Source organism: Streptomyces sp. NPDC015171, from assembly GCF_043079545.1.
In the GTDB taxonomy this organism is placed as follows: Bacteria; Actinomycetota; Actinomycetes; order Streptomycetales; family Streptomycetaceae; genus Streptomyces.
On the sequence record NZ_JBIBUO010000010.1, the window covers coordinates 212,532 to 231,651 of the forward strand.

A 19,120-nucleotide genomic window follows, 5' to 3' on the forward strand; every position below is an offset into this window, starting at 1 on the left:
TCCCCCGGTGGGCGGCCAGCCGTAGCGTTCTCTTCGCAGCCTCTCATCCCGATCGGCTGCCACGGTCGCGAACCCGGAAACGCGGTTCCTCGCTCTCTCTGTCCCGTTAGGCTGCTGCCCTGCTCTCGGCCCGCACGGGATGCCTGCGCTCCATCCCGGACGTGAACCGGGGTCGACCCTACCGGCCGCTGCCGCGCACACAAGTCCCCCCTTGCTTCCTCACCGGGACAGCACGGTGCGCTTGGTGACGTCCTTCAACTACCGGGCTGATCCGACCAATTCATAGGCATCCCACAGATCCCGGCCCGTGTAGGAGTGGGTCGCGAGTCCCGCCAGGTGGGTATCGGCATTGACCGCCACCGAAACCGGTACGACGGCGAACAGCTCCTTGTCCGAGGCGGAGTCGCCGTACGCCACGCAGTCCGCTCGTGCCACACCGAACTCCGCACAGAGCCGGTCCGCGATGATCACCTTGGCCGCGGCGTTGAGCGCCCCGGACGGGTCGACGGGCTCGGTGAATGGCACGGCCGGGAACCGGGATCCATGCGCCGCGTGAGCGCCCCAGTCGAGGAGGCGCTCGACGAAGAACGAGGGGGAGAGCGACACCACCGCGCAGTACTCTCCGGCGCCTCTGATCTCCGCCCAGACCTCGCGGATCCGGGCCAGCCAGGGAGCCGACTCGAACGCGGTCCGCACATGCGCCTCGGTCAGGTCCGTCCACAGGTCGTACACCTGCGCCGCGTACTCCGGCGGACCGATCCGTCCCGCCGCGATCGCATGCTCCAGTGCCACCGTCTCGGCCTCCCTGCCCAACTGGCGGGAAATCTCCATCGGCGCGGTGGTTCCATGCAGCAAGGTGCCGTCGAGATCGAAGAGGTGGAGTCGCGTCATGGCCCCGAGGCTAATGGGCTGCCGATGTTTCACGTGAAACAGCGGGAGCTGTCCACGGGCTGTGCGGATGGACACGATTGGCCAAAAGCACGTGCGTCCACGCCGAAACGGGTGGACGACGGGGGTGCCGGTCGGACAGCCTGACCTGCGTGTCGACTCCTTCCCCCGCCGCTCTGCCCATTCGCCGCCTGACGCTTCGCGATCTCACTGCCTGCGCCGATCTGTCCGAAGACCGGGGGTGGCCCCGTGAGGAACACAAGTGGAGCCTGCTGCTCACGGCCGGGAATGGCTTCGGCATCGACGACCCCGAGGGCGGCCTGGTCGCCGCGTGCGTGGTCACGGAGTACGGCGCATGGGGGCGGCCGGAGCTGGGCGCCATCGGCATGGTCCTGGTGGCCGAACGTCATGCCCGCCAGGGCGTCGGGCGCCGCTTGATGCGGCATGTCGTGTCGTCCATGGGGACCACTCCGCTGACCCTGCACGCGACACCGTACGGCCGTCCCCTCTACGAGGAGATGGGCTTCAAGGTGACGGGCCGGGCCGAGATGGTGACGGGCCGCTTCACTCCCGGCGGCCCGGAGCCCGAGGTCGTCACGCGCGCTGCCACCGCGGAGGACCTCCCGGCGATCCTCCGTCTCGACGAGGAGGTGTTCGGTACCGACCGCACGCCCCTCATCACCCGGCTTCCCGCCTTCGCCGATCAGCTGCGGGTGGCCGAGGAGGACGGCCGGCTCATCGGCTACACGGCCGCGTGGCCCAACATGGACACCCATGTCGTCGGCCCGCTGATCGCCCGGGACACGGAGACGGCCAAGGCCCTCATCGCCTCACTGGCGGCCCGTACGGACCGTCCCCTGCGCACCGACATCGACGTGCGCCATGAGGAGCTGCTGGCCTGGGCGAAGGAGCGGGGTCTGGTCTCCGTGGCCTTCAACGCTGTGATGACCTACGGCATCCCGGAGCTGCCGGGGGACTGGACCCGGCGGTTCGCGCCGCTGACGGTCGCCGCGGGCTGAGCCCTCGTACGGCACACGCCGGCCCCGCCGCTCGTCGCGGCGGGGCCGGCGTCATGAGGTCCGGGCCGTGGGCTCAGGCGAGCGCCTGCACGGCCGCGGTGGCGAAGCCGTGGTCCTGCTCAGGCGCACCGCCGCCGACACCGATCGCACCGATCAGCCGGCCGTCCCGGTGGACGGGGATGCCGCCCGCGATGAACAGCAGGGGCCGGTCGAGAGCCGTGGGCAGCGTGTGGAAGAGGCCACCGGGCTGGACGGCGTCGACGAGGTCGGCGGTGGGCGCGTTCAGCTGGAGGGCCGTGTACGCCTTGCGGGTGCTGGTCTCACCGGAGATCAGCACGGCCCGGTCGTCCCGGCGGAAGGCGAGCAGGTGGCCACCGGCGTCCAGCACGGTGACGCTGACGGTGACTCCGGCCTCCTCGGCCGCCCGGCGGCCCGTGGCGACGAGCAGCTCGGCGTCCTCGGTGGTGAGCGGGGTGACGGCGGTGGTGCTCATGGAGGTGTCTCCTTGGATGGTGCTGGGGTGGGTGCTTGCCGGACCGGGAAAGGGGCCCTCGGTCCGGACGTCTGTGGAGCCGAGGCGTCCGGGGCGGACGGCTCGGTACTGCCCGAGCCGCGGGCGGCTCAGTGGTGGACGGGCGTCCGCTGCCCCGCGGGCGCCCCGGCTGCCGCCACGGTGCGGTGCGCCCCGTCGCGGCGCTCCAGGGCGGCGGAGAGGAGGGCGAGGACCAGGGCGGCGGCGGCGAGGGCGGCGCCGACCCAGTTGGGGGCCGTGTAGCCGAAGCCTGCCGAGATCACGAGGCCGCCGAGCCAGGCGGACAGGGCGTTGCCCAGGTTGAAGGCGCCGATGTTCACGGCCGACGCGAGCGTCGGAGCGCCGTGCGCCTGGTCGAGGACCCGCTTCTGCAGCGGCGGTACGGTCGCGAAGCCCAGGGCGCCGATCAGGGCGATGGTCACCGCTGCCGCGATCTTGTTGTGGGCGGTGAGGGTGAAGAGCGCCAGGACGACGGCCAGGGCGCCGAGCGAGACGTACAGCATCGGCATCAGGGCGCGGTCGGCGAACTTGCCGCCGACGAGGTTGCCGCCGACCATGCCGAGGCCGAACAGGACCAGCAGCCAGGTGACCGAGCCGTCGGCGAACCCGGCGATGCGAGTCATCATCGGCGCGATGTAGGTGATGGCCGCGAAGACACCGCCGAAGCCGAGGACGGTCATCGCCATGGCGAGCAGGACCTGGGCGTTCTTGAAGGCGGCCAGTTCGTGCCGCAGGTGTACGCCCTCCGGCCGCGGCAGTTCGGGGACGAGCTTGGCGATGCCGGCGAGACCGACCACACCGAGGGCGGCGACGATGCCGAAGGTGACGCGCCAGCCGACGTTCTGTCCGATGAGCGTGCCCAGCGGGACGCCGACGACATTGGCGACGGTCAGCCCGGTGAACATCATGGCGATGGCACCGGCCTTCTTGTCCGGCGCGACCAGCTCGGCCGCCACGACCGAGCCGATGCCGAAGAAGGCACCGTGGGCGAGGGAGGCGATCACCCGTCCGAGCAGCATGATCCCGAAGGCCGGGGCCACCGCGGAGATCAGGTTTCCGGCGATGAACAGGCCCATCAGCAACATCAGCATCCGCTTGCGCGGGACCTTCGTGCCGAGCACGGTCATCAGCGGGGCCCCGAGGACCACGCCGAGCGCGTAGCCGGTCACGAGCAGACCCGCGGTGGGGATGGAGACCCCGAAGTCACCCGCGACCTCGGGCAGCAAACCCATGATCACGAATTCTGTCGTACCGATTCCGAAGGCCCCGATCGCGAGGGCCAGAAGCGCGAGAGGCATGTGGGGGTGCACCTTCCCAAACGATTGCAGGAGCGCTTTGCGTTCGTTCACAATAGTTGCAGACGCCGGCTAAGTGCAAGCGCCGACTATTGCGCCGGTGCTCTACTCTGGTGACAGCTACTCCGGGACGGAGGAACACGCCCATGACAGCGACGGACCCCGCGCTCACCGCTCTCGCCCAGGGTTGGTGCGCCCTATCTGCGCTGCACGGAAGGATCGAGGCGCACATCGAGCGCGCCCTCCAGGCCAAGCACGACCTGAGCGTGCGCGAGTACTCCCTGCTCGACGTGCTCAGCCGACAGCACGCGGGCGAAGGCGGCCATCTGCAGATGAAGCAGGTCGCCGACGCGGTCGTCCTCAGCCAGAGCGCCACCACCCGCCTGGTGTCCCGGCTGGAGGACCGCGGCCTGCTGGAGCGCTACCTGTGCCCCACCGACCGCCGCGGCATCTACACCAACGTCACCGAGGCCGGCCTGCACCTGCTGGAGGAGGCACGGCCCACCAATGACACCGCGCTGCGTGAGGCCCTGGACGACGCCGCCAAGAACACCGAGCTGGCTCCGCTGGTCAGAGTGGTGGAGTCGCTGAGCGTGCCCGCATAGGGTGCGATCATGGGAGATCTTGAGATACGCGCCGCAGCCGTCGACGACCTGCCCGCCATCGTCGCGATGCTCGCCGATGACCCGCTCGGTGCCCAGCGTGAGTCACCCGACGATCTGACGCCGTACCGCGCCGCGTGGGAGCGTCTTGACGCCGACCCGAACCAGCATGTGGTCGTCGGCGTGCGGGACGGCCGTGTGATCGGCACCCTCCAGCTCACGATCATCCCCGGGCTCTCCCACAAGGGGGCCACCCGCGCGCTCATCGAGGCCGTGCGCATCCACGCCGATGAGCGGGGCAGCGGGCTGGGCGGCAGGCTGATCGAGTGGGCGGTCGACACGTCCCGGCAACTCGGCTGCCAGATGGTGCAGCTGACGTCCGACAAGTCCCGCACCGACGCCCACCGCTTCTACGCGCGGCTGGGCTTCGCGGCCACCCACGAGGGCTTCAAGCTGAAGCTCTGACCGGCTGAACTTCTGACCGCCCGGGTGTGTTTCACGTGAAACGCACCCGGGCGCGTCTGCGGGCTAGCCGATACCCCGCCACCCCTCCGGGTCGACGCCACCGGGCACCGGGGCCTGGGGATCGTACGGCTGCCGTGTGAACACGAACGAGCCGAGGTCGAGGTGGCTCAGCGTCCCGTCCGGACGCCGCACGGGACGCAGCAGCTCACCGGCGTAGTACCCCTCCAGCCCTGTCCAGGTGCCGTCGCCGTTCGTCCGGAAGCGGGCCCTGCGACCGCCGCCGGCCAGCGGTGCCAGTGCGAGAAGCCCGTCGGCCGTCGCACGCAGACCGAAGGCGTGGGTACCCCAGTACCACTGCCCCACCAGGTCCAGCACCGTCGGATCCACCTCGCGCAGGGGCCGCCAGGGCTCGGGGATACGGGGCTCCGCCTCGGCGACGATCCGGACGAGGTCCGCGCCGACGGCGCCCAGCAGCGGTCCGCTGGTGCAGTTGGCGAGCACCACCGCGGCCACGTCGTCCGCCACGCTGATGGTGAGGTTCGCCAGGAAGCCCGGCAGCGAACCGGAGTGCCCGACGAGCAGCCTGCCGTCACGGCGCTGGATCTGCAGGCCCAGGCCGTAGGTGACCCCGTCCACCACGTCCGCGGCCTCGGCCGGTGCCGCCGGAGTGCACATCTCCCGCACCGATTCCGCGCTCAGGACGCGGTCGTCGCCCCGAGCCAGGAACGCGGCGAACCGGGCCAGGTCCCCGGTGGTCGACCAGAGCTGACCGGCCGGAGCCATCCGGCCCAGGTCCTCCGACGGCTCGGGCAGCATCGCGTCGGCCCACGGGTGCACCGCCCAGCCACCCGCGTGCGGGGGCTCGGGCTGGCCACTGGTCCGGTGCAGGCCGAGCGGCTCCAGGACCTCGCCGCGCAGCACCTCCTCCCAGGGGGCGCCGCGCAACTCCTCCACCAGGGCACCGAGCACGGTGTAGCCAGGGTTGGAGTAGTGGTGCCGCCGGCCGACGGGGTGCAGCAGGGGCTGCTCCCCGAGCACATCGCGCAGCTCGGGCCGCAGCGAGCCGGGCGTCCGTTCCCACCAGGGCCCGGGCGATTCGGCCGCCAGTCCCGCGGTGTGGGCGAGCAGTTCGGCGATCGTCGCCTCCCCCGCGCCGGTGCCGGGCAGATGCTTCTCCAGGGGGTCTCCGAGATCGAGCAAGCCCTCATCGCGCAGCCGCATCACCAGTACGGCGGTGAACGTCTTGGTGATGGACCCGATCCGGTACTGCACGGTGTCGTCCGGTGCATGGCCGTCCACCGAGGTCCGCGCCCCGTGCCATACGGCCTGCCCGTCCCGGACTACGGCGGCGACCAGCGACGGGGCACGTCCATCGGTCTGCGCGACCGCGATCCGGTGCAGCAGGGCACGGCGGGTGCCGGGGAGCAGCGCTTGCTGGGGTGTCGTCATGCGCCCAGTCCACCGGTTACGGCGGCAGGCGTCGAATCCATTTGCGGTGCACACATGACCAGGACCGTGCGGGTCGAGCGCGAGGGACGTGTGCGGCCCGCGCCGCGGCCGCTCACCCGCCGGCGAGCTCCCCCACCGTCCGGGTCCCCCGGCCGTCTCAGGTCTGGGCCATGTCCACGAAACGCGAGTAGTGGCCCTGGAACGCGACCGTGATGGTGGCCGTCGGACCGTTTCGGTGCTTGGCGACGATCAGGTCGGCCTCGCCCGCGCGCGGGGACTCCTTCTCGTACGCGTCCTCGCGGTGCAGCAGGATGACCATGTCGGCGTCCTGCTCGATGGAGCCGGACTCACGCAGGTCGGAGACCATCGGCTTCTTGTCCGTGCGCTGTTCGGGACCTCGGTTCAGCTGGGAGAGCGCGATGACCGGGACCTCCAGCTCCTTGGCGAGCAGCTTGAGGTTACGGGACATGTCCGAGACCTCCTGCTGACGGCTCTCGGCGCGCTTGGAGCCGCCGGACTGCATCAGCTGGAGGTAGTCGATGACGACCAGCTTCAGGTCGTTGCGCTGCTTCAGGCGCCGGCACTTGGCCCGGATCTCCATCATCGACAGGTTCGGGGAGTCGTCGATGTACAGCGGAGCGGCCGAGACGTCCGGCATACGGCGGGCGAGCCGCGTCCAGTCCTCGTCGGTCATCGTGCCGGAGCGCATGTGGTGGAGGGCGACCCGGGCCTCGGCGGACAGCAGACGCATCGCGATCTCGTTGCGGCCCATCTCGAGCGAGAAGATGACGCTCGGCAGGTTGTTCTTGATGGAGGCGGCCCGCGCGAAGTCCAGCGCGAGGGTCGACTTACCCATGGCGGGACGGGCCGCGATGACGATCATCTGCCCGGGGTGGAGGCCGTTCGTCAGGGAGTCGAAGTCGGTGAACCCGGTGGGCACACCGGTCATCTCGCCGCTGCGCGAGCCGATCGCCTCGATCTCGTCGAGGGCGCCCTCCATGATGTCGCCGAGCGGGAGGTAGTCCTCGCTGGTGCGCTGCTCGGTGACGGCGTAGATCTCGGCCTGGGCGCTGTTGACGATCTCGTCGACGTCTCCGTCGGCCGCGTATCCCATCTGCGTGATGCGCGTGCCGGCTTCGACGAGGCGACGCAGGACGGCCCGCTCGTGGACGATCTCGGCGTAGTACTCGGCGTTGGCCGCCGTCGGCACCGTCTGGACGAGGCTGTGCAGATAGGCGGCGCCGCCGACCTTGTTGATCTCGCCGCGCTTGGTGAGTTCGGCGGCGATGGTGATCGGGTCGGCGGGCTCGCCCTTCGCGTAGACGTCCAGGATGGCCTGGTAGATCGTCTCGTGCGCGGGCTTGTAGAAGTCGTGGCCCTTGAGGATCTCGACGACATCGGCGATGGCGTCCTTGGACAGCAGCATGCCGCCCAGCACCGACTGCTCGGCGTCCAGGTCCTGCGGCGGCACCCGCTCGAAGGACGACCCGCCGCCGTCCCAGCCGCCGCTCTCCCGTCCCCGGTCGTGCTGCTCGTCACGACCCCGGCCGCCGTCACCGCGCCGACGGGAGGCCGGCAGACGATCACTGGGTCCGGCATCGGCCCACGGATCGTCCAAGGGCTCGGAAATGCTCACCGAGCCACCTCCTCCCGTCCGCCCGGCGGACCTCGCCGTGTCCTCTTTTGTACGGCACGACACTGACAAATAACGGGCCCAACTCCGGTTCTGGCACGTCGGATTTATGACGATTCCCAGGCCGGAACGAGGACGCTTGCCGGGCCGCGGGAAGGAGCGGGCGCCGGACCACGGTAGGCCCGTCGGCACCGTCAGCCAATCTGGTTATCCACAGGCCATGTGGACGACCGCCCCGATGCTGTGGAGAACTCGGCGAAACCTGTGCACGACCCGGTGGACAGCCCTGTGAACAAGCCCTCGATCTCCCCAGCGTCAGGCTCTTGACCTGCATCTTTGTGATCCACCGGCTGTGCAGAAGAAAAACTTTCCCAGTCGGGCCAAGATCACTTCGAACGGCGCCCGAATGGACACGGCCCGAGACCGAGAGTAAGGATCAGTACTGCATTGCATCTCTTACCTGTGGACGATTACATTGATGCTCATGACACAGGCTCCAGAGATACCCGAGGCCACCCGCCGGCGGCACGACCGAGAAATCGTCGCGTTGGCCGTACCGGCCTTCGGTGCTCTGGTCGCCGAGCCTCTCTTCGTCATGGCGGACAGTGCGATCGTCGGCCATCTCGGAACCGCTCAGCTCGCCGGTCTCGGCATCGCCTCGGCACTCCTCACCACCGCCGTGAGCGTCTTCGTCTTTCTCGCCTATGCCACCACGGCCGCCGTGGCCCGCCGGGTCGGCGCCGGCGATCTCCCGGCGGCGATCCGCCAGGGCATGGACGGTATCTGGCTGGCCCTGCTGCTCGGCGGTGCCGTCATCGCCATCGTCCTGCCCCTGGCCCCCGGCATCGTGGACCTCTTCGGCGCCTCCCCGACCGCGGCCCCCTACGCCATCACCTATCTCCGCATCTCCGCGCTGGGTATCCCGGCGATGCTGATCGTGCTGGCCGCGACCGGAGTGCTGCGCGGCCTGCAGGACACCCGCACCCCGCTCTATGTCGCCATCGCGGGCTTCGTCGCCAACGCGGTACTCAACGTAGGACTCGTCTACGGCGCGGGACTGGGCATCGCCGGTTCGGCCTGGGGCACGGTCATCGCGCAGTGCGGGATGGCGGCCGTCTATCTGACCGTGGTCGTACGCGGGGCGCGACGGCACGGCGCCTCCCTCAGGCCGGACGCCGCCGGCATCCGCGACTCGGCCCAGGCCGGCGTCCCCCTCCTGGTCCGCACCCTGTCCCTGCGCGCGATCCTCATGATCGCCACGGCGGTCGCGGCACGTCTCGGTGACGCCGACATCGCCGCGCACCAGATCATCCTGTCCCTGTGGAGCCTGCTGTCCTTCGCGCTCGACGCGATAGCGATCGCGGGCCAGGCCATCATCGGCCGCTATCTCGGCGCGGACGATGCCCGAGGGGCACGCGAAGCCTGCCGTCGCATGATCCAGTGGGGCATCGCGGCCGGCGTCGTACTCGGCGTGCTCGTGGTGGCCGCACGACCGCTCTTCCTGCCGCTGTTCACCAGCGACTCCCTGGTGAAGGACACCGCCCTGCCCGCTCTGCTGCTGGTGGCGCTGGCACAGCCCCTCTGCGGGGTCGTCTACGTTCTGGACGGGGTGCTGATGGGCGCGGGCGATGGCCCGTATCTGGCCGGGGCCATGGTTGTCACCCTGGCTGTGTTCGCCCCGGCGGCCCTGCTCGTCCCCACCTTCGGCGGTGGCCTGACCGCGCTCTGGGCAGCGATGACGCTGATGATGGCGATCCGCATGGGGACGTTGTGGCTGCGGACGCGTTCCGGCCGCTGGATCGTGACGGGCGCGACCCGCTGACCGTTTCACGTGAAACATGCCGCGGCGATCAACCCGCTCTGACGACGCGCGCCGCCTCGGGCATGCGAAAGGGGCCGCACCCTCGAAGGGTGCGGCCCCTTTCACCGGCTCAAGCGAGCACAGCGATCACGCGGCGATCAGGCCGCGACGACCTCGATGTTGACCTTGGCGGCAACCTCGGGGTGCAGACGCACGGACGTCTCGTGGGCGCCCAGGGTCTTGATCGGGGCAGACAGCTCGATGCGGCGCTTGTCGACCTCGGGGCCACCGGAAGCCTTGATCGCGGAAGCGATGTCGGCCGGGGTGACGGAACCGAAGAGACGACCGGCGTCGCCGGAGCGGACGGCCAGACGGACCTTGACACCCTCGAGCTGGGCCTTCACAGCGTTGGCCTGCTCGATGGTCTGGATCTCGTGGATCTTGCGGGCGCGGCGGATCTGCGCCACGTCCTGCTCGCCGCCCTTGGTCCAGCGGATAGCGAACTTCCGCGGGATCAGGTAGTTGCGAGCGTAGCCGTCCTTGACGTCGACGACGTCGCCCGCGGCACCGAGGCCGGAGACCTCGTGGGTGAGGATGATCTTCATTAGTCGGTCACCCTTCCCTTATCGCGCGGTGGACGTGTAGGGCAGCAGCGCCATCTCACGGCTGTTCTTGACGGCCGTGGCGACGTCACGCTGGTGCTGCGTGCAGTTGCCGGTCACGCGGCGGGCACGGATCTTGCCGCGGTCGGAAATGAACTTCCGCAGCATGTTCGTGTCCTTGTAGTCCACGTACGTGACCTTGTCCTTGCAGAAAGCGCAGACCTTCTTCTTCGGCTTGCGCACAGGCGGCTTCGCCATGGTGTATCTCCTGTGTGATCAAGAAGTTGGGGTACGACCCGCCTTCGGCCCGAAGGCTTAGAAGGGGGGTTCGTCCGAGTAGCCGCCACCGCCGCCGGAGCCTCCGCCCCAGCCGCCGCCGCCCTGCTGGCCGCCGGCCTGCTGGCCGCCGCCGGCGGGAGCGCCGGTCGCCCAGGGGTCGTCGGCCGGAGCGCCGCCGCCCTGCTGGCCGCCGCCGGAGCCTCCGCCCCAGCCGCCACCACCCTGGCCGCCACCGCCGCCGTAACCACCCTGGCCACCGCGAGCGCCACCGGCGGTCTTGGTGACCTTGGCCGTGGCGTTGCGCAGGCTGGCGCCGACTTCCTCGACATCCAGCTCGTAGACCGTGCGCTTGACGCCCTCACGGTCCTCATAGGACCGCTGCTTCAGCCGGCCCTGCACGATGACGCGCATGCCTCGCTGGAGCGACTCGGCGACGTTCTCCGCCGCCTGACGCCAGACCGAGCAGGTCAGGAACAGGCTCTCGCCGTCCTTCCACTCGTTCGTCTGGCGGTCGAAGGTGCGGGGAGTGGACGCGACGCGGAACTTCGCGACCGCCGCACCGGACGGGGTGAAGCGCAGCTCGGGGTCGTCGACAAGATTGCCGACGACCGTGATGACGGTCTCGCCTGCCATGGGGAACCTCTCGGCGGGTTTGCTCTGGCTGCTTGCTTGCTACTCGAATCCCGAGATCAGCTGAGCCGGAGGCTCAGTGGGTCTCGGGACGGAGGACCTTGGTCCGGAGGACCGACTCGTTCAGGTTCATCTGGCGGTCGAGCTCCTTCACGACCGCAGGCTCGGCCTGCAGGTCGATGACCGAGTAGATGCCCTCGGGCTTCTTCTTGATCTCGTACGCGAGACGACGACGGCCCCAGGTGTCGACCTTCTCCACCTTGCCGTTGCCCTCGCGGACGACGGAGAGGAAGTTCTCGATCAGGGGGGCGACAGCGCGCTCCTCCAGATCGGGGTCGAGGATGACCATCACCTCGTAGTGACGCATGTGGAACCCACCTCCTTTGGACTCAGCGGCCACGGTCGTTCCGTGGCAGGAGGGTTGTTATGCGTGCGCAACGGTATCGGCCACCACTGACAATCGGGGTCCCTCGAGGGAGCCGGCCGTGTGACGGTGGTGTGACCTGTATGGGTCTGGGCAGACACCGGTGCAGACGGTACAGACTACCTGCACACCCGCTTCCGGTTGAAATCCGCCCGCCAGGGCCCACAATCTGTACACATCGGGTGTGCGCGGCGCTACTATGCGCCGCCTTCCGCAGGAGGTGCCCATGGCACAGGCAATGCATCCCAACATCGCCGGTTCCCTCTTCGCCACGGACGGCAAGAGCCGCCCGCTCCAGGACGCTCTGACGGCGATCACGCTCGCCCTGGGCGTGCTCTCCTTCATCACGTCCTTCTTCCACAGCCTGCACCTGCTGACCTCGTGGACAGGCCTGGTGGCGCTCGCCACCGGCATCTGGGGCCAGTGGATCTCGGTGACCACGCGGGAGCGGTTCGGGCTGATCCTGGGCCTCGGCGCCGCGGGGGTCGGATTCCTGATCGGCATGGCCCACGGCGGCCTGTTCGGCGGGCTCTTCGGCTGACCTCGCCGGGTTCAAGGCCCGTACGCCCAGTCGGGGCGCTCGAAAGGCGCAGTAGGCTTCGGCGCGAGAGCCGGAGCCCCTGTACCCATGGGGACACACCAGCCCGAGGAGCGCCCCGAATGACCCTGACCCTGAGGACCATCAGTCGCGAGCAGCATCTGGCCTACATCCAGAGCCTGCCGTCGGCGAGCCACATGCAGGTCCCGGCCTGGGCCGATGTGAAGGCGGAGTGGCGCTCGGAGAGCCTCGGCTGGTTCGACGACCGCACCGGCGAGCTGGTCGGCGCGGGCATGGTCCTCTACCGCCAGCTGCCCAAGATCAAGCGTTACCTGGCCTATCTGCCCGAGGGCCCGGTCATCAACTGGTACGCGCCGAACCTGGACGACTGGATCCAGCCGATGCTGGCGCACCTGAAGCAGCAGGGCGCCTTCTCCGTGAAGATGGGTCCGCCGGTGATCATCCGCCGGTGGAACGCGGACACCATCAAGAGAGGCATCCAGGACCCGGACGTGAAGCGGCTGCGCGACCTGGAGGCCGACTTCATCGAGCCGCGCGCCTTCGAGGTGGCCGACAAGCTGCGCCGCATGGGCTGGCAGCAGGGCGAGGACGGCGGCGCCGGCTTCGGCGATGTGCAGCCCCGGTACGTCTACCAGGTGCCGCTGGCGAACCGCTCCCTGGAAGAGGTCCACAAGAACTTCAACCAGCTGTGGCGCCGCAACATCAAGAAGGCCGAGAAGGCCGGCGTCGAGGTCGTCCAGGGCGGCTACCAGGACCTCGCCGAGTGGCAGCGGCTGTACGAGATCACGGCCGTCCGCGACCACTTCCGGCCCCGCCCGCTCTCGTACTTCCAGCGCATGTGGACGGCCCTCAACACCGAGGACCCCAACCGCATGCGGCTGTACTTCGCCCGTCACAACGGCGTGAACCTGTCCGCGGCGACGATGCTGATCGTCGGCGGGCACGTCTGGTACTCCTACGGTGCCTCCGACAACATCGGCCGCGAGGTCCGGCCGTCGAACGCGATGCAGTGGCGGATGCTGCGCGACGCCTACGCGCTCGGTGCCACCGTCTACGACCTGCGCGGCATCTCCGACTCGCTGGACGAGACCGACCACCTCTTCGGCCTGATCCAGTTCAAGGTCGGCACCGGCGGCCAGGCCGCCGAGTACCTCGGCGAATGGGACTTCCCGCTCAACAAGCTGCTCCACAAGGCGCTCGACATCTACATGTCGCGTCGCTGAGCCGCGCGGGCGTTTGATTCCATAGCCTTCACAGCTCTCACACCTCTGATCTACCGCAGCCACGAGAAAGGTTCCGGGTCCGGCCATGGCGCTCACGCTTTACGTCGACACCGCGCGCTGGCGGGCGCACCACAAGCACGTGCAGGAGCAGTTCCCGGGACTCGTCCCGGTCTGCAAGGGCAACGGCTACGGCTTCGGGCACGACCGCCTCTCGGAGGAGGCTACGCGGCTCGGTGCGGACCTGCTCGCCGTCGGCACCACCTACGAGGCGGCACGCACCAAGGACCGGTTCAGCGGTGACCTGCTGGTGCTGACCCCGTACCGGCGCGGCGAGGAGCCGGTGCCGCTGCCCGACCGGGTCGTCCGCTCGGTGTCGTCCATCGACGGCGTGTACGGCCTCGTGGGTGCCCGGGTCGTCATCGAGGTGATGTCCTCGATGAAGCGGCACGGCATCAGCGAGCAGGACCTGCCGCAGCTGCACCAGGCCATAGAGAACATCCGGCTGGAGGGCTTCGCCATCCACCTGCCGCTGGACCGCACCGACGGCTCGGACGCCGTCGAGGAGGTCATCGGCTGGATGGACCGGCTGCGCGCGGCCCGGCTGCCGCTGCACACGATGTTCGTCAGCCACCTCAAGGCGGACGAGCTGGCCCGGCTCCAGCAGCAGTTCCCGCAGACCCGGTTCCGCGCCCGCATCGGCACCCGGCTGTGGCTGGGCGACCACGACGCCACCGAGTACCGCGGTGCCGTCCTGGACGTGACGCGCGTGGCGAAGGGCGACCGGTTCGGCTACCGGCAGCAGAAGGCGGCCTCCGACGGCTACCTGGTCGTCGTGGCGGGCGGTACGTCGCACGGGGTGGGCCTGGAGGCCCCGAAGGCCCTGCACGGCGTCATGCCGCGCGCCAAGGGCGTCGCACGGGCCGGGCTCGCCACGGTCAACCGGAACCTTTCTCCGTTCGTCTGGGGCGGCAAGCAGCGCTGGTTCGCCGAGCCGCCGCACATGCAGGTGTCGATCCTGTTCGTGCCCTCGGACGCCCCCGAGCCGACGGTGGGCGACGAGCTGGTGGCCCATCTGCGGCACACCACCACCCAGTTCGACCGCATCATGGACCGCTGAGTCCCGCCAGGACAGCGAGAAGGCCGTATCCGGGGTGCCGGATACGGCCTTCTGCGTTCGCGAGGAGGGCGTTCGCTCAGAGCGAACGCTCGTCGGAGGACAGCGCCTCCGGCCGTCCCCAGTCCACCTGAGCTCCCTCGAAGTGGACGGCGTGCCGCGGCGGATGGGCGGCCGCACCGAGGACGAACGCGTCCTCAGCGCCGTCGAGCACCCCGCCGGAGGGATCGTCGTCACCGGACCGGCGCACCACGTCCCGCTCGGGCATGAGGATGTCCCGTACGACCACGGCACACAGGTACAGCGTGCCCAGCAGATGCACCGCGATCACCCAGTGGTAGCCCTGTGTCGGCAGGCCCTTGTGGGCGTCTCCGCTGGTCGTGTAGGCGAGGTACAGCCAGATGCCCAGGAAGTACGCCACCTCGCACGCCTGCCAGATCAGGAAGTCCCGCCACTTGGGCCGGGCGAGCACCGCCAGCGGCACCAGCCACAGGACGTACTGCGGCGAGTAGACCTTGTTGGTGAGGACGAAGGCCGCCACCATCAGGAAGGCCAGCTGCGCGAAGCGCGGCCGGCGCGGGGCGGTGAACGTCAGCGCGGCGATGCCGAGGAAGCACAGCACCACCAGGACCGTGGCCGCGTTGTTGACGAAGCCGGTGGTGGGCGGGTTGCTGGAGTTCTGCGCCCAGATCAGCCAGAAGGAGCCGAAGTCGACACCGCGCTCCTTGCTGAAGGTGTAGAACTTCGCCCAGCCCTCGCGGATACCGAAGCCTGAGGCGTCGTGCGTGATCATCACGGGCAGGTTCACCACGAGCCAGGCGCCCAGCGCGCCGGCCGCGGCCTGGAAGAACTCGCGCCACTTGCCCGCCCGCCAGCAGAGCACCAGCAGCGGGCCGAGCAAGAGGACGGGATACAGCTTGGCGGCCGTGGCAAGCCCCAGCAGGACACCGAAGGCGACCGCCCTGCCCCGTGACCACATCAGCATCGCGGCGGCTGTCAGCGCCACCGCCAGCAGGTCCCAGTTGATGGTCGCGGTCAGCGCGAAGGCGGGTGCCAGGGCGACCAGCAGGCCGTCCCAGGGGCGCCTGCGGTGCGTACGGGCCACGCAGACGGCGATGACGGCGGCGCACACCATCAGCATCCCGGCGTTGACGAACCAGTACCACTGCTCCTGGTGCTGGATGCTGCCGCTGTGCGGGGTCAGCCAGGACGCCACCTCCATGAACACACCGGTGAGCACCGGGTATTCGAGGTAGTCCATGTCCCCGGGGAGCTTGTCGAAGTACGGCACGAGATGGTCGGCGAATCCGCGGCCCTGATAGAGGTGCGGGATGTCCGAGTAGCAGGCGTGCGTGTACTGGCTGCTCGCGCCGAAGAACCAGGCACCGTCGTAGCAGGGCGCCTTCTGGACGAGGCCGAGGGCGAACATGCCGATCGCCACGAGCGCCACGACCCGTACGGGCGTCCACCAGGAGGTTCCGAGCAGGGCGCGGCGCCCCAGGGGGCCACCGATCAGCTCACTGCCGGCGGCGGCGACCTCGTCCTCCCGGGTCGGCTGCACCGGCTCCGCAGCGGCGGGCCGCACGGGCTCGGGCGCGTGCGTGCTCGCGGGCGTCATCTCTGCACTGGGCATGGGGCACATCCTGCCGTACCTGTCTGGGAATACACCGAGGGCCGCCGCACCTGGTGGGTGCGGCGGCCCATGTTTCACGTGAAACACCCCTGGCGGGCGATATGGTCGCCAACCGGTCGGATCGCCGGGCTAACCGGTCCCGCCTCCGAAGAAGCCTCCGGTGCCGTTGCCGGTGCCGTTGCCATTGCCCCGGGTGGTCCCGGGTCCGGTGGTTTCCGTACCCGTGGGCGTCGGCGTGGTGCCTCCGTCGGTATTGCCGCCCGTGTCCGTGCCTCCGATGCCACCGGTGCCACCGCCGACGTCATTGCAGTTGTTGCCCCAGCCGAAGTCGCAGGACTCGCTCTCCGACGGGGTCGGGGAGGGGGTCGTCTCGGTCGGCGTCGGGCTCGGCGTGTCACTCGGCGTCGGGCTCGGCTTGATGGTCGCGCTCGGGGTCGGGGTCGGGGCACCCGCCTCGTTCTGGACCGAGCCGATCTCGGTGGCCTTCGGGAAGCCGTTGTCGTTCTTGCCCTTGAGCGCGGCCTGCATGTACTCGGTCCACACCTGCGTCGGGATGTCACCACCATGGATGGAGTCCACGCCCGCCGTGCCGTTCATGGACAGCAGCTTGTGGTCCTTGGGGTTCTCGCGGAACATCGCCACCGACGTGGACAGCTGCTGGGTGTAGCCGACGAACCAGGCCGACTTGTTCTCGTCGGTGGTACCGGTCTTGCCCGCCGCCGTACGGCCGAGGGCCAGGGCCTTCTTGCCCGTACCGTTCTGGATCACGTTCTGCAGGACGTCCGTGACGTTGTTGGCGATGTTCGCGTCCATCGCCGTCGTGAGCTTCGGCTTCGGCTTGGCGAAGCTGGGCTCGTCGGTGCCGTTGGCCTTCACCGCGGTCACGGAGTACGGGTCCGTCTGCTGGCCGGACGCAGCGAAGGTCGCGTAGGCGTCGGCCATGCGGATCGCACTGGGCGTGGACGTACCGATGGCGAAGGACGGGTTGAGGTCCTGCGACATGCTCTGTTCCAGGATGCCGGCCTTCTTGGCCACGTCCCGGACGTGCGTCATGCCCACATCGACACCGAGCTGCACGAACGGCGTGTTGACGGATTGCTCCATCGCCTTGCGCAGAGTGATGTAGCCCCAGGGGTGATTGCTCTCGTTCTCCTGGAAGAAGTACGAGTTGTCCTTGTTGAGGTAGTACGACCCATCCGGCTTCCGGACCTTGAGGTGGTCGTTGCCGTTGTACTTGCTCAGCGGGGAGACACCCTCGCCGCTCTTGGAGTTGACGGTGCCGTACTCCATGGCCGCGGCCAGCACGAACGGCTTCCAGGTCGAACCCACGGGTACACCGGAGGTGTCCGCGTTGTTGGTGAAGTGGCCGTTCTCGTAGCCGTCGCCGCCGTAGAGGGCCACGATCGCCCCGTCCTTGGGCTTCACCGACGCGGCACCGAACTGGACGTACTTGTCCAGATCACGGTGTTTCGGGTCGATGTTCTCCTTCTGGACGTTCTTCACGGCCTTGGTCAGGGCGTCGACCTTGCTCTTCTCGAACGTCGTGTAGATCTGGTAGCCGCCCCGGTCGAACTGCGCCTCCGTGATGTCGGAGTGGGCGAGCACGTACTTCTTCGCCGTGTCGGCCAGGTAGCTGATCTGGCCGGTCATGCCCCTGGTCGCCTTGCGGCCGTCGGGCCTGGGGTACTTCGCGATCGCCTTCTGGTACTGCGCGTCGGTGAGGCGCTTGTCCTTGTGCATCTCGCCGAGGATCCAGCGCCAGCGGTCCTGGGAGCGCTTCTCGTTGGCCTGCGGGCTCGCCGACTTGTCGAGGTCCTGGTTGCCCGCCGGGTCGTAGTACGTCGGGCCCTTCAGCAGCGCCGCGAGGACGGCGCACTCGCTCGGCTGGAGGTCGACCGCGTTCTTGCCGTAGTAGGTCTGCGCCGCGGCCTGGATGCCGTACGCGCCCCGGCCGAAGTACGAGGTGTTGAGGTAGCCCTGCAGGATCTGGTTCTTCTTGAGCTTCGCCCCCACCTTGATGGAGATGAACATCTCCTTGAACTTCCGGCTGACCGACTGTTCCTGGCTCAGATACGTGTTCTTCACGTACTGCTGGGTGATGGTCGAGCCACCCTGCGTCTGGCCGCCGCGCGCCATGTTCACCACGGCGCGCGCGATGCCCGTGGGGTCGACACCCGAGTCCTGGTAGAAGGACTTGTTCTCGGCGGAGATCACCGCGTACCGCATCGCCTCGGGGATCTGGTCGATGCTGACGTTCTGCCGGTTCACGCCGGTGCCGGTGGCCACCATCTGCTTGCCGTCGGCCCAGTAGTAGACGTTGTTCTGCGACTTGGCCGCGTCGTTCTCGTTCGGGATCGAGACCATCGCGTAGCCGACGCCGACCATCGCCACCAGGCTGCCGACGAAGCCGATGAACAGCCCGCTGGCCAGCTTCCAGGACGGCATCCAGCGCCGCCAGCCGTACTTGCCGGCCCTGGGGTAGTCGATGAACCTCTTCTTGCCGGGCGCCGTCGTCGCGCGGCCCTTGCCGCGTCCGGGGCCGGACGGCCCGCCCGGGCCGCCCCGCCGGCCGCCGGGACCGGCGTTCTCGGCCGCTCTGCGGCGGCTGCCCTTCTGCGCCGCACGACGGGCTTCGGCACGGCCGCCGTAGGAACGCTCCTCACCTCCCGGGCCAGCGGACTCCGACCCATGGGAACTGGACTCATAGGAGTCGGCAGGAGATCCGGTGGCGCCTCGCGGTGCCGCACGGCGGCCGGAGGACGAGCCGGACTGGCCGCGTCGGGCCGCGGCACGTCCGCCTCCCTGCGGCGGCGGCGGTTTGCGACGGTGCTCGCTCATCGAACGATTACTCCTCGGGCAGGCGCACCCGTGCGCGCCTGGAACGGCGGCTGGTTTCCGGTCCCCCCGAAGTACGGATGTGGTCGGTTCTGCATTCACCCGTACTGCACCGGGGACCATGACGCTCCCCAGGC

The 19,120-nt window shown here is 69.2% G+C and carries 18 protein-coding genes; 7 read left to right on the forward strand and 11 right to left on the reverse strand.

What is annotated here, in order from left to right; all coding sequences use genetic code 11:
* Positions 1-258: 258 nt before the first annotated feature.
* Positions 259-891: an HAD family hydrolase gene (locus ACF073_RS26605; protein WP_392073892.1), complete on the reverse strand. Its 633-nt coding sequence runs from the start codon at positions 889-891 to the stop codon at positions 259-261.
* Positions 892-1,040: 149 nt separating this feature from the next.
* On the opposite strand from ACF073_RS26605, the gene ACF073_RS26610 reads away from it, so the two are divergent.
* On the forward strand, positions 1,041-1,907 hold the full coding sequence (locus ACF073_RS26610; RefSeq protein ID WP_392073893.1) for a GNAT family N-acetyltransferase: 867 nt from the start codon (positions 1,041-1,043) through the stop codon (positions 1,905-1,907).
* Between the two features lie 73 nt (positions 1,908-1,980).
* On the opposite strand, the gene ACF073_RS26615 is transcribed toward ACF073_RS26610, so the two are convergent.
* Complete coding sequence (locus ACF073_RS26615; protein ID WP_392073894.1) at positions 1,981-2,400, reverse strand: heme-binding protein; 420 nt, start codon at positions 2,398-2,400, stop codon at positions 1,981-1,983.
* A gap of 128 nt (positions 2,401-2,528) precedes the next feature.
* Complete coding sequence (locus ACF073_RS26620) at positions 2,529-3,737, reverse strand: MFS transporter (RefSeq protein ID WP_392073895.1); 1,209 nt, start codon at positions 3,735-3,737, stop codon at positions 2,529-2,531.
* 143 nt (positions 3,738-3,880) lie between these two features.
* Between ACF073_RS26620 and ACF073_RS26625 the strand changes: the two genes are divergently transcribed.
* Together ACF073_RS26625 and ACF073_RS26630 are read left to right on the forward strand one after the other, a co-directional pair.
* Positions 3,881-4,339, forward strand: coding sequence for a MarR family winged helix-turn-helix transcriptional regulator (locus ACF073_RS26625; RefSeq protein WP_392073896.1), 459 nt, complete (start codon positions 3,881-3,883; stop codon positions 4,337-4,339).
* A gap of 9 nt (positions 4,340-4,348) precedes the next feature.
* Positions 4,349-4,801, forward strand: coding sequence for a GNAT family N-acetyltransferase (locus tag ACF073_RS26630; RefSeq protein WP_392073897.1), 453 nt, complete (start codon positions 4,349-4,351; stop codon positions 4,799-4,801).
* A 63-nt stretch (positions 4,802-4,864) separates the two neighbouring features.
* Here the strand turns inward: ACF073_RS26630 and ACF073_RS26635 are convergent, their stop codons facing one another.
* Both ACF073_RS26635 and dnaB read right to left on the reverse strand, forming a co-directional pair.
* Positions 4,865-6,250: a serine hydrolase domain-containing protein gene (locus ACF073_RS26635; protein ID WP_392073898.1), complete on the reverse strand. Its 1,386-nt coding sequence runs from the start codon at positions 6,248-6,250 to the stop codon at positions 4,865-4,867.
* Between the two features lie 157 nt (positions 6,251-6,407).
* Positions 6,408-7,886 (reverse strand): replicative DNA helicase, encoded by a 1,479-nt coding sequence (gene dnaB / locus ACF073_RS26640; RefSeq protein ID WP_392073899.1) that lies wholly within the window; start codon positions 7,884-7,886, stop codon positions 6,408-6,410.
* Positions 7,887-8,367: 481 nt separating this feature from the next.
* Between dnaB and ACF073_RS26645 the strand changes: the two genes are divergently transcribed.
* Positions 8,368-9,705 carry an MATE family efflux transporter gene (locus ACF073_RS26645; protein WP_392073900.1) on the forward strand — a complete coding sequence of 446 codons (1,338 nt, stop codon included), beginning with the start codon at positions 8,368-8,370 and terminating at the stop codon, positions 9,703-9,705.
* Between the two features lie 137 nt (positions 9,706-9,842).
* Here the strand turns inward: ACF073_RS26645 and rplI are convergent, their stop codons facing one another.
* From rplI to rpsF, 4 genes are all read right to left on the reverse strand, one after another.
* Positions 9,843-10,289, reverse strand: coding sequence for a 50S ribosomal protein L9 (gene rplI / locus ACF073_RS26650; RefSeq protein ID WP_392073901.1), 447 nt, complete (start codon positions 10,287-10,289; stop codon positions 9,843-9,845).
* A gap of 18 nt (positions 10,290-10,307) precedes the next feature.
* Positions 10,308-10,544 carry a 30S ribosomal protein S18 gene (gene rpsR, locus ACF073_RS26655; RefSeq protein ID WP_003949403.1) on the reverse strand — a complete coding sequence of 79 codons (237 nt, stop codon included), beginning with the start codon at positions 10,542-10,544 and terminating at the stop codon, positions 10,308-10,310.
* 57 nt (positions 10,545-10,601) lie between these two features.
* On the reverse strand, positions 10,602-11,198 hold the full coding sequence (locus ACF073_RS26660) for a single-stranded DNA-binding protein (RefSeq protein ID WP_392073902.1): 597 nt from the start codon (positions 11,196-11,198) through the stop codon (positions 10,602-10,604).
* Positions 11,199-11,271: 73 nt separating this feature from the next.
* The gene (rpsF, locus tag ACF073_RS26665; RefSeq protein WP_003956532.1) at positions 11,272-11,562 is read right to left on the reverse strand and encodes a 30S ribosomal protein S6; all 291 of its coding nucleotides are present in this window, start codon (positions 11,560-11,562) and stop codon (positions 11,272-11,274) included.
* Between the two features lie 283 nt (positions 11,563-11,845).
* Here rpsF and ACF073_RS26670 point away from each other — a divergent pair, with 283 nt between their 5' ends.
* From ACF073_RS26670 to ACF073_RS26680, 3 genes are all read left to right on the forward strand, one after another.
* Complete coding sequence (locus ACF073_RS26670) at positions 11,846-12,160, forward strand: hypothetical protein (RefSeq protein WP_392073903.1); 315 nt, start codon at positions 11,846-11,848, stop codon at positions 12,158-12,160.
* Between the two features lie 119 nt (positions 12,161-12,279).
* A complete protein-coding gene (locus ACF073_RS26675) occupies positions 12,280-13,401 on the forward strand; it encodes a lipid II:glycine glycyltransferase FemX (protein ID WP_392073904.1) in 1,122 nt (373 codons plus the stop codon).
* An 85-nt stretch (positions 13,402-13,486) separates the two neighbouring features.
* A complete protein-coding gene (locus tag ACF073_RS26680; RefSeq protein ID WP_392073905.1) occupies positions 13,487-14,518 on the forward strand; it encodes an alanine racemase in 1,032 nt (343 codons plus the stop codon).
* Positions 14,519-14,594: 76 nt separating this feature from the next.
* Here the strand turns inward: ACF073_RS26680 and ACF073_RS26685 are convergent, their stop codons facing one another.
* Together ACF073_RS26685 and ACF073_RS26690 are read right to left on the reverse strand one after the other, a co-directional pair.
* Positions 14,595-16,157: a glycosyltransferase family 87 protein gene (locus ACF073_RS26685; RefSeq protein ID WP_392073906.1), complete on the reverse strand. Its 1,563-nt coding sequence runs from the start codon at positions 16,155-16,157 to the stop codon at positions 14,595-14,597.
* A 120-nt stretch (positions 16,158-16,277) separates the two neighbouring features.
* Positions 16,278-18,986 carry a transglycosylase domain-containing protein gene (locus tag ACF073_RS26690; protein WP_392073907.1) on the reverse strand — a complete coding sequence of 903 codons (2,709 nt, stop codon included), beginning with the start codon at positions 18,984-18,986 and terminating at the stop codon, positions 16,278-16,280.
* Positions 18,987-19,120 lie beyond the last annotated feature (134 nt).